Below are 12,573 nucleotides of genomic sequence, written 5' to 3'. Positions count from 1 at the left end.
AACTCATAACTTCTTTTCCTATGACAAACGAAGAACAAATATCCAGAACCCCATTTCCGAATTCTAAAAAAGTTTATATCGATGGAGAAATTCACCCAATAAAAGTAGCCATGCGCGAGATAACTTTAAGCGACACTAAACTTTCAAATGGTGGAATAGAAAAAAATCCTCCTGTAACGGTTTATGACACTTCTGGAGCTTATACAGATCCAAATATCGAAATTGATATTAGAAAAGGATTGCCACGCTTACGCGAAAGTTGGATTCTAGACCGAAACGATGTCGAAATTTTAAACGAAATCACTTCAGATTATGGCCAAAGCCGATTAAAAGACGAAAGCCTCAATCATCTTCGCTTCGAATATCTTCATCAACCAAAACGTGCTAAAAAAGGCGCAAATGTAACACAGTTATACTACGCTAAACAAGGCATTATCACTCCAGAAATGGAATATATCGCTATTCGCGAAAACCAGAGAATTGAACTGTTAATCGAACAAACCAAGGCAATGCAATGCCAGCACAGCGGTCATAGTTTTGGCGCTAATGCTCCAAAAAGTAAAATCACTCCCGAATTTGTGCGCTCTGAAGTTGCTGCAGGACGAGCAATTATTCCAAACAACATCAACCATCCAGAAAGTGAACCGATGATTGTGGGGCGTAATTTCTTGGTGAAAATCAATGCTAATATTGGAAATAGTGCCGTGACTTCGAGCATCGAAGAAGAAGTTGAAAAAGCCGTTTGGGCTTGCCGTTGGGGCGCCGATACGATTATGGATTTATCAACAGGAAAAAATATTCATGAAACCAGAGAATGGATTATTAGAAATTCTCCCGTTCCAATCGGAACCGTTCCGATTTATCAAGCTCTTGAAAAAGTAAAAGGGATTGCTGAAGATTTAACTTGGGAAATTTTCCGCGATACTTTAATTGAACAAGCAGAACAAGGCGTTTCATACTTTACAATTCATGCTGGAGTTTTACTTCGCTACATTCATTTAACTGCCAATCGAGTTACTGGAATTGTATCTCGAGGCGGATCGATTATGGCAAAATGGTGTTTGTTTCATCATAAAGAAAACTTCCTTTACACACATTTTGAAGAAATCTGCGAAATCATGAAACAATACGATGTTGCTTTTTCTTTGGGAGACGGTTTACGTCCAGGTTCAATTGCAGATGCGAATGATGCAGCACAATTTGCGGAATTAGAGACTTTAGGAGAATTGACAAAAATCGCTTGGAAACATGATGTTCAGGTTTTTATTGAAGGCCCAGGACACGTACCAATGCACATGATTAAAGAAAACATGGACAAACAATTGGAACATTGCCATGAAGCTCCTTTTTACACTTTAGGCCCATTAACTACAGATATTGCTCCAGGTTACGATCATATTACTTCGGCAATTGGCGCTGCTATGATTGGCTGGTATGGCTGTGCAATGTTGTGTTATGTAACGCCAAAAGAACATTTGGGCTTACCGAATAAAAAAGACGTTAAAGACGGTGTAATCACCTATAAAATTTCTGCTCATGCTGCCGATTTGGCAAAAGGCCATCCGGGAGCGCAATATCGCGATAATGCTTTGAGTAAAGCTCGTTTTGAATTCCGTTGGGAAGATCAGTTTAATTTAGCTTTAGATCCAGATACTGCAAGAGAATTTCACGATGAAACGCTTCCTGCTGATGGAGCAAAAGTCGCGCATTTCTGCTCAATGTGTGGCCCTAAATTCTGCTCTATGAAAATATCTCAGGAAATTAGAGATGTTGCTGCTGCTGAAAAAGGAATGCAAGAGAAATCAGAAGAATTTATTGAGCAAGGGAAAGAGATTTATATATAACGTGAGTATTAAGATGGAAGAATTAAGTATTAAGATTTAAATAGAAGATCTCTTAATTCTTTCATCTTAATACTTAATACTTAATACTCTCAAAAAATGATTGTGATTACAAATCCTTTTACTGTTGAAGATGAAATAGATATTCTTCATTCTTTATTGGAGGAAGGATTGTCTTTGCTTCATATTCGCAAACCTGATTTTTCAGAATTAGAAATGGCACAGTTTCTTAATCAGATAAAATTAGAATTTCGAAATAAACTGGTTTTGCACAATCATCATCATTTAGCCGAAGATTTTGGCATTGACCGATTTCATTTTTCTGAAAAAGAGAGAAAAAGCAATCTTAATGATCCTGCAAGGTTTTCAAAACCTTGTAGATCTAAATCAACATCGACACATTCGATCGAAGATTTTAATTCGTTAGAAAATGATTTTGATTACGCATTCTTAAGTCCTGTTTTTAAAAGTATTTCGAAGGAAAATTACCATCCAAAAATCAATCTATTTGAAGCTTTAAAATCAAAAACAAACAGTAAAACAAAAGTGATTGCTTTAGGCGGAATTGATATTGAAAACATTCAAAAAACACTTGAAAATGGTTTTGATGATGTTGCGCTTTTAGGAAGTATTTGGAACCATGAGAATCCGTTAAAACAATTTAAATTATGTCAGAAAATCGTCCATTCGTACTCACAATCGCAGGTTTAGATCCGTCTGGTGGCGCTGGAATTTTGGCTGATATCAAAACATTTGAACAGCATAAAGTTTCTGGCTTTGCTATTTCGACAGCTAATACCATTCAGACAGAAAATGAATTTCACAAGATTGAATGGATCAATATCAATTTTGTGATACGATCTATTGAAGTCTTATTTCAAAGCTATACAATCAGTGCTGTTAAAATCGGAATTGTGCCTTCTCTTTCTTATTTAAATCGGATTCTTTCGACGATAAAATTAATTTCTCCTGATACAAAAATTGTCTGGGATCCAGTTTTAAAATCGACAACAGAATTTGATTTTCTAAATATTGAAGATCGTTCAGATTTATTTCAAATCTTGTCAAAAATCAATTTGATTACACCCAATTATATAGAAATCGAACAATTACTTCCTGGTTTCATAAAAGATCATCTTTGGATTGAGAATGAAATTTCGACCGCAATTCTACTCAAAGGCGGACATAATTCAAATGAAATCGGAAAAGATCAATTGTTTTTAAAAAATAAAATTCTTGATTTATTCCCAACGGAAAAAAACTGCCACGAAAAACATGGTTCTGGCTGTGTCCTTTCTTCGGCAATCGCTTCCAATTTAGCACTAAATCAAACTATGGAAGTAGCTTGCAAAAATGCAAAAATCTACATAGAAAAATATTTGAGTTCAACATCAACATTAATTGGATACCATTATGTATAGCAAACTGCAATATATTTCGCAAGGCGAAACAATTGACGACCAATTACGCAACATACATCAGGCACTTGATGCTGGATGCAATTGGGTACAAATGCGATTTAAAAACCAAACCCAAAAAGACGTTTTCACTTTAGCGGAAGCGGTAAAACCCTTATGCGAAGAATATCTTGCGAACTTTATTGTAAACGACGATTTGCATCTCGCAGAACAAATTGCAGCTGACGGAGTTCACTTGGGATTAACCGACACAAAAATCGACGAAGCCAGAGCCATTTTAGGCTCAACAAAAATTATCGGAGGAACTGCCAATACTTTTGAAGATATCGAAAATCATGTAAAAAACGGCTGTGATTATATTGGCTTAGGGCCTTTCAGGTTTACAGCAACTAAAGAAAAACTAAGTCCGATTTTAGGTTTGTCGGGTTATCATGAAATTCTTCAAAAACTGAAAAAAAATAAAATTGACATTCCTGTTTATGCCATTGGTGGCATCACAATGCGCGATGTAAGTCCGTTAATGGAAACAGGAGTTTTCGGAATTGCCGTGTCTGGAATCATTACTGAAAGTGATGAAAAACCAAAATTAATTCAACAATTAAAAGAAAAATTATATGCAGACATCATTGTTTAATATAGGAGATAAAACCTTTAAGTCCCGTTTGTTTCTCGGAACTGGAAAATTTGGTTCGAATGAAGAAATGGAAGATGCTGTTTTAGCTTCAGAAAGCGAATTGGTTACTGTCGCCCTAAAGCGTATTGATCTTGAAACTGATACAGATGCTATTTTATCGCACTTAAAACATCCAAATATCAATTTATTACCCAACACTTCTGGGGCAAGAAATGCAAAAGAAGCTGTTTTTGCCGCACAATTGGCTCGTGAAGCTTTGGAAACCAATTGGGTAAAACTGGAAATTCATCCTGATCCGAAATATTTAATGCCAGATCCGATTGAGACTTTAAAAGCAACAGAAGAATTGGCAAAATTGGGCTTTATTGTACTTCCATACATTCATGCTGATCCTGTTTTGTGCAAACACTTAGAAAGCGCTGGAACATCGGCCGTAATGCCGTTAGGTTCACCAATTGGAAGCAATAAAGGTTTAAAAACAATCGATTTTTTAGAAATCATAATTGAACAAAGCACCGTTCCTGTTATCGTAGATGCTGGAATTGGAGTGCCTTCTGATGCAGCAAAAGCAATGGAAATCGGTGCCGATGCCATTTTGGTGAATACTGCAATTGCCGTTGCTGGAAATCCGAAATTAATGGCTAAGGCTTTTAAGGAAGCTGTTGTTGCAGGAAGAAAAGCTTTTGAAGCGAAGATTGCCAATCAGCAAAATTATGCTTCGGCTTCTAGTCCGTTAACTTCTTTTCTTTATGAGTAATTTTTTTCTAACGCAAAGTTCGCAGAGTTTTTCCGCAAAGTTCGCTAAGCTTTGCGAACTTTTTGTCAAAAACAAGAACTCAAAGCTTAGCGAACTTTGCGTATTCTTAGCGCGCTTTGCGTTAAAAAACTTTTGCAGTAAAACTAAACTCACATGAATACTTTCAAATCCATTTTTGAGCAATATAATTGGGATGAAATCCAATCTAGAATATATAAAACCACATCAAATGATGTCGAACGCACTTTGGCTAAAACCAAATACAATCTCGATGATTTTTTGATTCTAATTTCTCCTATTGCTCAAAATTATTTAGAGCAAATGGCACAAAAATGCCATGAAATTACCAAAAACCGTTTCGGAAAAACGATACAAATGTATGCTCCACTTTATTTGAGCAACGAATGCCAAAATATCTGCACCTATTGCGGATTTAGTTTAGACAATAAAATCAAAAGAAAAACGCTGACTGACGCTGAAATAAAACTGGAAGTTGAGGCTCTAAAGAAAACTGGCTTTGATCATGTTTTATTAGTTACGGGAGAAGCAAATTATACTGTAAATATTAATTATTTTCTTAATGCTATTAATCTAATCAAAGAAAACTTTTCTATTATTTCTGTTGAAGTACAGCCACTTTCTACAGAAGATTATCAGCGTTTGCACGATGCGGGAGTTTATTCCGTTTTAGTTTATCAAGAAACATATCATCAGGAAGTTTACAAAAAATATCATACAAAAGGTAAAAAATCAAATTTCGATTATCGATTGGAAACTCCTGATAGAATTGGAACTGCTGGAATTCATAAAATTGGTTTGGGCGTTTTATTAGGTTTAGAAGACTGGCGAACAGATAGTTTTTTCAACGCCTTACATTTAGATTATCTTCAAAAAAAATATTGGCAGACCAAATATTCCGTTTCTTTTCCTCGTCTGCGTCCAGCTGAAGGAATTATCGAACCGAATTTTATAATGGACGATAAAGATTTGACGCAATTAATCTGCGCTTACAGATTGTGGAATGAAGATCTAGAAATTTCTATTTCAACTCGCGAAAACGAGAAATTTAGAAACCATATAATTCCGATTGGAGTTACGAGTATGAGTGCAGGCTCTAAAACAAATCCGGGAGGTTACGTTGTCGATCCGCAATCTTTAGAACAATTCGAAATCAGCGATGAACGTTCGGCAGAAGAAATTTCGAAAATTATTAAAAATGCAGGTTACGAACCTGTTTGGAAAGACTGGGACAAAAGTTTTATTTCAGATTTTAGAGTTTAGATTTCAGATTTTTTCACACTACTATTCATCAATCTAAAATCTAAAATCAACAATCTAAAATTTACAAAATGAGTGCTATACAAGAATTTTTACGTTACAACAGACAAACTATTCTGCCTGAAATTGGCGATGAAGGTCAGGTAAAATTAAAAAAAGCAAAGGTTTTGGTGATTGGCGCCGGTGGTTTGGGATGCCCAATTTTGCAATATATTGCGACTGCAGGAGTGGGATTTATCGCAATCATGGATTTTGATACGATCGAAATTCATAATCTACACAGACAGATTTTATATACCGAAAATGAAATCGGAAAACAAAAATCAATTGTTGCTCAAGAAGTCGTTTCAAAACTAAATCCGCTGATTGAGGCTGTTGCAATCAATGAAAAACTGACTTTGGAAAATGCCTCAAAAATCATTGAACAGTATGATATAATTGTAGATGGTTCAGACAATTTTACAACGCGCTATTTGGTAAATGATACTTGCGTTCAGCTTAATAAACCTTTGGTTTACGGAAGCATTTTAAAATTTGAAGGCCAGATCGCTGTTTTTAATCATAACGGAAGTAAAAATCTCCGTGATTTATTTCCTGAAATGCCTGACCCAAAAGATGTTCCGAATTGTAATTTGAATGGTGTTCTCGGAACTTTGCCTGGAATTATTGGCAATATGATGGCGCATGAAACTTTAAAATTGATTCTCGAATTGCCAACTTTAAACAATGAACTAGTAATTTTTAATACTTTAAACTGGAATTTTATAAAGTTGAATTTCTAGAAAACAACCTCATCGCCAACGCTGATAATTCCAGAATTCAGACTCACAATATTGGTTCCGAATAAAACCGAATTATCGACATTTCTGTATTTGCTTAACGTTTTTAGCGGTTCCTTTTTCAAACGCCCATTTTCTGGATCATTGTTCACCATAACACATCTTCCGCAGGGTTTTATGTTTTTAAATTGAACCTCTCCTATCGCAAAAGTCTTAAAATCATCTTCTTCGTGAGGATTTTCAGTGCTTACAACAATGTTTGGACGAAATCTTTTTATGGTAATTTTTTCATCCAATTTATCATTCAAAAAATCCAAACTTTTAGATCCAATCATTAAATAAGGATAACCATCTGCCAAGCTAACATTGAATGTTTCTTTTAATCTAGAGCTTTCGTGTTTACGAGCTCCATTTTTAAGTATTTTAACCAATTTGCATTCAAAACCCAAATGCTGGCTAAACCATTTTGACGTTTCAAGATTTACCTCAACCACTTCGCTTTTATCGTCCCAAACATTTACTTCTATTGCATTTTCTAAATGTTCGCTAATAGAAAATTCATGCTTTTGATCCTGAAAAGTAATGCTGATTTTCCCATTTGAAATCTGCGGATAAAACTGACTCATAATGCGATGTTCTCTTTGTGTCAGCATTTGATTTTCTGCATCAATAAGCATCCAACGGCGATCGTTTTCAAATCCCATTTCTTCAGCTTTTGCAGATTCAAGACTGATTCCTGCCAAACTTTTTATTGGATAAATATAAATTTCTTTTACGTTGTAAATGGCACTCATTTTCTATTTGCTTTTTAAAATGGACATAAACTCTTCACGATCAATTTCTCGGCAGCCTAAGCTCTCCAAATGCGGATTGTAAACTTGGCAATCCAATAATTTATAATTTTCTTTCTTTAAATATAGTGCTAAAGCAATAAAAGCTGTTTTGGAAGCATTTGAAACTTTAGAAAACATACTTTCTCCACAAAAAATATTTCCTTTTCCCAAATCAATTCCATATAAACCACCTACCAACACATCATCCTGCCAAACCTCAACTGATTTTGCAACTCCTTCTTCATTCAATTTGCAATAGGCTTCAATCATTTCATCAGAAATCCAAGTACCCTCTTGTCCCTCTCTTTTTATTTGTTGGCAATTTGAAATTACTTCTCTAAAATTTTTATTATAAGTGACCTTAAACACTTTCTTATTGAGAATTTTTCTCATGCTTTTGGATATCACCAACTCATCAAAAAATAATACCATTCTAGGATCTGGCGCCCACCAAAGAATCGGTTCTCCTTCATTAAACCAAGGAAAAATACCGCTTTTGTAAGCCAATAGTAAACGCTCTGGACTTAGATCTCCTCCTATCGCTAAAATTCCCTCTTCATCAGCTTCTTCAACTGGCGGAAAAAACAAATCGTTGAATAAATAATACATCTCTTTTTAATATTCAATTATGAAATTCCAAATTCTAATACAAACAGAAATCTCAATACTAAAAATTCCAAATTCCAAACTTTCAGAATATTGTCTTTTATTTAAAATAAAGCTCTAAACTAAAATTCCAAATCCCAAAACATAGTTATGAATTGGAATTTGGAATTTATAATTTGGAATTTAAACCTTTTTTAGAACGGTAAATCGTCTGGTTCGTCTTCATTTAAGTTTGTTGCTGGAGCAAAAGTTTCTGCCGCTGGCATTGCAGGAGCTTGTCCTGGAGTTTCTGCTGCTAATCTTTCGATTCTCCAACCTTGAATACTATTGAAATATCTAGTTTCTCCTTGTGGATTAACCCATTCTCTTCCTCTTAAATTGATAGAAACTTTTACTGCATCTCCTTGTTTATAGCTACTCAATAAATCGCATTTATCTTGCGTAAATTCGATTAAAATATGTTGTGGATACTGTTCCTCAGTAGTAACAACTAACTCTCTTTTTTTGAATGAGGCACTAACTTGCTGCTCTGGGTTAACCACTTTTACTTTTCCTGTAACTTCCATCTTCGTCTGTATTAATTATTGTTTCTATTTCTTTTATTTTTTAGCTAAAAGCACTTTCCAAGCCGATTCTACATCGCCATTATCCAAGTATTTTTTGGCTTCTAAATGTACTTTTTTCTGGTCGTCTGAGCTTAAAACTCCTTTGACTGTGAAATTTTCTTTCACAAATATACTAACTTCTTCTTTTGTAGGCAAGGCTTCAATGTTACCTAATTTTCCTAAATCATTCCCATCAAAAACAGGGCTTTCTTTTATAAAATCGGGTATTGCATCTACACCAACTCCCAATGTTGTCAAGGGTTTTGCGACTTCAAAAAGTCCTTGATTAGATCTTGAATACCAATTATTTCCAAGTCTTGAAACCAAGTCAATTTTATGCTGATCGATTGCTCCGTTTTCATCTAAAATCGATTCGTCAATATGAATTTTCACTACTTCACATAAAATCAAATTTCCTGCTCCACCTTCTGTTCCCAACGGAATAATCTGCGTAATCTTACATTCAAACTGAACGGGAGATTCTTTTACGCGATATGGTTTTACCAAATCTGAAGGAATTTGGGTTAATCCAGCTTTAATAAACTCATTTACTCCGTCTGCATATTCTGTACTTGCCAATGATGTTTGTTGTACAATATCATAATTAACAACATTTATTACCACTTCTCGAGTCGCTTCTGCATTAATTAAAGTATGTTTAATCGTATTATCGCGAACACGTCTTGATGGCGAAAAAACCAAAATTGGCGGATTGGCACTAAATACATTAAAGAAACTAAACGGAGATAAATTTGGAATTCCTGTTTCGCTAATTGTACTTGCAAAAGCAATAGGTCTTGGTCCGATTGAACTCTGAAGATAGCCTTGCAATTTGGCCGTTGGAATCTCTTTTGGGTTAACGCTGATCATACTTTAAAATTTAGACAGAATCTCATTTTAGCAGCTACAAAAGTATTGAAATGGTTTAATTCGAAGAAATAGTTTTGCAGATAAAAACGAAAAAATCTTTCTACATCGGCAAAATATAAAATGTTTATATTTCGTTATATTTATACCTCAAAAAAACTGATATGTCTTTTTCTGAAAGAACAAATACAACCCGCTGGATTATTATTTCGGTATGTTTTATAATCATTTCTCTAATTCTTTGGAACACTTATACTTTCTTCCAAATTTTTAAAAATGAAGAACGCTTGAAAATGAACCTTTTTGTAAAGGCGCAAATTTCAATAGTTAATGCAGATGAAAATACTGATGTCGAACTTCCACTTCAGATTTTCAACAACAACACTTCGATTCCGGGTATAATAATGCTTTACGATAAAGTGGTTAGCGCAGTAAATGTTCCCGACGAAATTCTTAACGATAAGAAAAAAAGAACTGCTTTCTTAAATAAGCTAAAAAATGAAAATGAGCCAATCACTTTCGAATATGCTCCAGGAAAATATCAGACGTTATATTACGGAAACTCTTCATTACTGAATAAACTCAAATATTATCCTATTGCCCTACTTCTGATTATATTTTTATGCATTGCCTTAATTTATAACTTTTACAAAAGCACTAAAATGGCGACCCAAAACAAACTTTGGGCAGGAATGGCAAAAGAGACGGCACATCAAATTGGCACACCGCTTTCTTCATTAATTGGTTGGGTTGAAATATTAAAAACAGAAAATATAGATCCGTCAATTAGCCTTGAAATTGAAAAAGATATCGAACGTTTGCAGACCATTACTGATCGTTTTTCTAAAATTGGTTCAGTACCCGTTTTAGAACTTCATGATATTGTAAAGGAAACTAAAACAGCTTATGAGTATTTGCAATCTCGTTTTTCTAAACAAGTTGCCTTTTCGTTTCATGCTCCAGATTCTCCTATTTTAGGAATGATAAACCCTACTTTGCATAGCTGGACGATCGAAAATTTGGTTAAAAATGCTATTGATGCCATGAAGGGAAAAGGAACTTTAGACCTTCAAATTGAACAAGACGCCAATCATGTAAAAATTAATATTAAAGATTCTGGAACTGGAATTCCCAAAAAACAGTTTAAAACCATTTTTGAAACTGGATATACCACAAAAAAACGCGGTTGGGGACTTGGACTTTCTTTAACTAAAAGAATTGTGGAAGAATATCATAATGGAAAAATAAAAGTACTGAATTCTGAAATTGGAAAAGGAACCACTTTTCAAATTGCGTTAAATAAAACTATTTAATTTATTGGCGCTCCAAAGAAGGTCACTTTACTGAACATTGTTTTTCTCATGATTTTTGATTTGCCTAGATACTTATCTACAAATAAAACATGTTCTTCTACTTGAGTTAATGTATTGTTTACTCCTGTTTTTAGAGAATTAACATTCGCTTGATTATTTTGTGAAACTGTACCCAAATTATCCAATAATTCTTTACATTTTACAAGTTTTGCTTTAGGTGAATCAATCATTTTCTTTAATTCTTCGTCTGAAACATTAGGCTTAAATTGATTGTTTCTAAATGTTACAAATAAATTAAATTCATTTATCCCATTATTATATAAATTAACAATCTCATTAAATTTCTGAACTTCAGCTTCGTTTCTTTTAAAAGATAAGCGATCAAAAATCATGGCATTTTTAACGCCATTTTTTTCAATTCTGTCTGCAGAATTTGTTAACTGATCAATATAAGATAACGAATTGTACTTTTCTATTTCAGTATCAAAATCAAATAGCGTCTTAGATTTATTTACAACAAAATTACCCACATAAAATTCTTGGTTTGTAATAGGATAATTTAGGAATTGCCACATATAATCAAAAGGCATATGAGTTGTTATGATTTTTGATGGATCTGCTTTAAAATAATAATCATTTATCTTCTTACTATATTTGCCAGCCACTATAACTCCTGAGCCCCAAGTTGGATCAAAAATACACCATTTATTATTTATTTTTGCTCCACACCAAGCATGCGAAATATAATCTACAAAACCTTTTTGCTTCGTAAACCCTTCAATTACAACTGACTTAATTCCAACCTTATTTGCAATTTCATTAAAAACTTCAGCATAATGAATACAAACTCCTTTTCGGGTTTTAAGTACTTTTTCTATTTTATCACGCCCGCTTTCATTAAAATTTACCGCAAACATGTTTTCAACATCGTATGAAATATTTGAAGCCGTCCAGTAATAAACAGCTCTTATTTTATCATCATCACTTTCAAAATTCGATTTAATATAATTGGCAATATCTTCTGTTGAATTATTAAAACTTGCAGGAATATCTTTGATTTTATTATCTACAACCTCATATTTGTTTTTAACTTGCCCTGCACTTACTACTGAGTAAAATGCAATTATTGAAACTATATATTTTTTCATTTAAAACTTTGCATAAAAAAATCACAATTAAAAATTGTGATTTTTTTTCTATATAACTCTTTCTTTTTTACAAATTTGACTGAATATCTTTTGCTAAAGCTTCAAATTCTTCTTTTGAAAGTGACACTTTATCAATAAAACGCATCTCGTCCATATGGTTTAACGGAATCAAGTGTACGTGTGCATGAGGCACTTCCAATCCAACAACTGCGATTCCGATTCTTTTGCACGGAACTGTTTTTTCTAAAGCTGCTGCAATTCTTTTTGAGAATTTCATTAACCCTAAATACAGTTCTTCGTCCATATCAAAAATCTTATCAATCTCTTGCTTCGGAATACATAGTGTATGCCCTTTAGCGTTTGGATTTACATCTAAAAATGCTAAATAATTATCGTCTTCAGCGATTTTGTATGCAGGAATTTCTCCGTTAACTATTTTAGTGAATATTGAACTCATGGTTTATTTTTAAATCTTAATAGTGTGATTGCTTCGT

The 12,573-nt window shown here is 33.8% G+C and carries 14 protein-coding genes; 8 read left to right on the top strand and 6 right to left on the bottom strand.

Annotated elements, in window-relative coordinates:
• The first annotated feature begins 20 nt into the window (after positions 1 to 20).
• The 7 genes from thiC to PQ463_RS20975 all read left to right on the top strand — a co-directional run bounded on the left by thiC (position 21) and on the right by PQ463_RS20975 (position 6,710).
• Complete coding sequence (gene thiC, locus PQ463_RS21005; RefSeq protein WP_274255343.1) at positions 21 to 1,844, top strand: phosphomethylpyrimidine synthase ThiC; 1,824 nt, start codon at positions 21 to 23, stop codon at positions 1,842 to 1,844.
• A gap of 96 nt (positions 1,845 to 1,940) precedes the next feature.
• The gene (locus PQ463_RS21000; protein WP_274255342.1) at positions 1,941 to 2,552 is read left to right on the top strand and encodes a thiamine phosphate synthase; all 612 of its coding nucleotides are present in this window, start codon (positions 1,941 to 1,943) and stop codon (positions 2,550 to 2,552) included.
• The gene (locus PQ463_RS20995; protein WP_274255341.1) at positions 2,510 to 3,262 is read left to right on the top strand and encodes a hydroxymethylpyrimidine/phosphomethylpyrimidine kinase; all 753 of its coding nucleotides are present in this window, start codon (positions 2,510 to 2,512) and stop codon (positions 3,260 to 3,262) included. Before PQ463_RS21000 ends, PQ463_RS20995 begins: the two co-directional genes overlap by 43 nt.
• Positions 3,255 to 3,893, top strand: a complete 639-nt coding sequence (locus tag PQ463_RS20990) for a thiamine phosphate synthase (protein ID WP_274255340.1) — start codon at positions 3,255 to 3,257, stop codon at positions 3,891 to 3,893. Before PQ463_RS20995 ends, PQ463_RS20990 begins: the two co-directional genes overlap by 8 nt.
• On the top strand, positions 3,874 to 4,650 hold the full coding sequence (locus PQ463_RS20985) for a thiazole synthase (RefSeq protein WP_274255338.1): 777 nt from the start codon (positions 3,874 to 3,876) through the stop codon (positions 4,648 to 4,650). Before PQ463_RS20990 ends, PQ463_RS20985 begins: the two co-directional genes overlap by 20 nt.
• A 153-nt stretch (positions 4,651 to 4,803) precedes the next feature.
• Complete coding sequence (gene thiH / locus PQ463_RS20980) at positions 4,804 to 5,931, top strand: 2-iminoacetate synthase ThiH (protein WP_274255337.1); 1,128 nt, start codon at positions 4,804 to 4,806, stop codon at positions 5,929 to 5,931.
• Between the two features lie 68 nt (positions 5,932 to 5,999).
• A complete protein-coding gene (locus PQ463_RS20975; protein WP_274255336.1) occupies positions 6,000 to 6,710 on the top strand; it encodes a HesA/MoeB/ThiF family protein in 711 nt (236 codons plus the stop codon).
• On the opposite strand, the gene PQ463_RS20970 is transcribed toward PQ463_RS20975, so the two are convergent.
• The 4 genes from PQ463_RS20970 to PQ463_RS20955 form a co-directional block, all read right to left on the bottom strand.
• The gene (locus PQ463_RS20970) at positions 6,707 to 7,501 is read right to left on the bottom strand and encodes an MOSC domain-containing protein (RefSeq protein ID WP_274255335.1); all 795 of its coding nucleotides are present in this window, start codon (positions 7,499 to 7,501) and stop codon (positions 6,707 to 6,709) included. The two genes, PQ463_RS20975 and PQ463_RS20970, sit on opposite strands and share 4 nt — an antisense overlap.
• A 3-nt stretch (positions 7,502 to 7,504) precedes the next feature.
• Positions 7,505 to 8,149 (bottom strand): leucyl/phenylalanyl-tRNA--protein transferase, encoded by a 645-nt coding sequence (gene aat / locus PQ463_RS20965; RefSeq protein WP_274255334.1) that lies wholly within the window; start codon positions 8,147 to 8,149, stop codon positions 7,505 to 7,507.
• A gap of 191 nt (positions 8,150 to 8,340) precedes the next feature.
• Complete coding sequence (locus PQ463_RS20960) at positions 8,341 to 8,712, bottom strand: DUF3127 domain-containing protein (protein WP_111379285.1); 372 nt, start codon at positions 8,710 to 8,712, stop codon at positions 8,341 to 8,343.
• Positions 8,713 to 8,745: 33 nt separating this feature from the next.
• Complete coding sequence (locus PQ463_RS20955; RefSeq protein ID WP_274255333.1) at positions 8,746 to 9,621, bottom strand: flavin reductase family protein; 876 nt, start codon at positions 9,619 to 9,621, stop codon at positions 8,746 to 8,748.
• A 161-nt stretch (positions 9,622 to 9,782) separates the two neighbouring features.
• Here PQ463_RS20955 and PQ463_RS20950 point away from each other — a divergent pair, with 161 nt between their 5' ends.
• Positions 9,783 to 10,931 carry a sensor histidine kinase gene (locus PQ463_RS20950; protein WP_274255332.1) on the top strand — a complete coding sequence of 383 codons (1,149 nt, stop codon included), beginning with the start codon at positions 9,783 to 9,785 and terminating at the stop codon, positions 10,929 to 10,931.
• On the opposite strand, the gene PQ463_RS20945 is transcribed toward PQ463_RS20950, so the two are convergent.
• Both PQ463_RS20945 and PQ463_RS20940 read right to left on the bottom strand, forming a co-directional pair.
• Positions 10,928 to 12,079, bottom strand: coding sequence for a transglutaminase domain-containing protein (locus tag PQ463_RS20945; RefSeq protein ID WP_274255331.1), 1,152 nt, complete (start codon positions 12,077 to 12,079; stop codon positions 10,928 to 10,930). The genes PQ463_RS20950 and PQ463_RS20945 overlap by 4 nt on opposite strands.
• Before the next feature lie 67 nt (positions 12,080 to 12,146).
• On the bottom strand, positions 12,147 to 12,536 hold the full coding sequence (locus PQ463_RS20940) for an HIT family protein (protein WP_274255330.1): 390 nt from the start codon (positions 12,534 to 12,536) through the stop codon (positions 12,147 to 12,149).
• Positions 12,537 to 12,573: the final 37 nt, after the last annotated feature.

The sequence above is a fragment of the Flavobacterium sp. KACC 22763 genome (genome assembly GCF_028736155.1).
GTDB lineage: Bacteria > Bacteroidota > Bacteroidia > Flavobacteriales > Flavobacteriaceae > Flavobacterium.
This window is presented reverse-complemented; position numbering and strand designations above follow the sequence as displayed.

Coding starts and splice junctions, on each gene's coding strand:
- PQ463_RS20995 (WP_274255341.1), top strand. CDS start 2,510: ATGTCAGAAAATCGTCCATTCGTACTCACAATCGCAGGTTTAGATCCG.
- thiH (WP_274255337.1), top strand. CDS start 4,804: ATGAATACTTTCAAATCCATTTTTGAGCAATATAATTGGGATGAAATC.
- PQ463_RS20975 (WP_274255336.1), top strand. CDS start 6,000: ATGAGTGCTATACAAGAATTTTTACGTTACAACAGACAAACTATTCTG.
- PQ463_RS20970 (WP_274255335.1), bottom strand. CDS start 7,501: ATGAGTGCCATTTACAACGTAAAAGAAATTTATATTTATCCAATAAAA.
- PQ463_RS21000 (WP_274255342.1), top strand. CDS start 1,941: ATGATTGTGATTACAAATCCTTTTACTGTTGAAGATGAAATAGATATT.
- PQ463_RS20950 (WP_274255332.1), top strand. CDS start 9,783: ATGTCTTTTTCTGAAAGAACAAATACAACCCGCTGGATTATTATTTCG.
- PQ463_RS20940 (WP_274255330.1), bottom strand. CDS start 12,536: ATGAGTTCAATATTCACTAAAATAGTTAACGGAGAAATTCCTGCATAC.
- PQ463_RS20960 (WP_111379285.1), bottom strand. CDS start 8,712: ATGGAAGTTACAGGAAAAGTAAAAGTGGTTAACCCAGAGCAGCAAGTT.
- thiC (WP_274255343.1), top strand. CDS start 21: ATGACAAACGAAGAACAAATATCCAGAACCCCATTTCCGAATTCTAAA.
- PQ463_RS20990 (WP_274255340.1), top strand. CDS start 3,255: ATGTATAGCAAACTGCAATATATTTCGCAAGGCGAAACAATTGACGAC.
- PQ463_RS20985 (WP_274255338.1), top strand. CDS start 3,874: ATGCAGACATCATTGTTTAATATAGGAGATAAAACCTTTAAGTCCCGT.
- PQ463_RS20945 (WP_274255331.1), bottom strand. CDS start 12,079: ATGAAAAAATATATAGTTTCAATAATTGCATTTTACTCAGTAGTAAGT.
- aat (WP_274255334.1), bottom strand. CDS start 8,149: ATGTATTATTTATTCAACGATTTGTTTTTTCCGCCAGTTGAAGAAGCT.
- PQ463_RS20955 (WP_274255333.1), bottom strand. CDS start 9,621: ATGATCAGCGTTAACCCAAAAGAGATTCCAACGGCCAAATTGCAAGGC.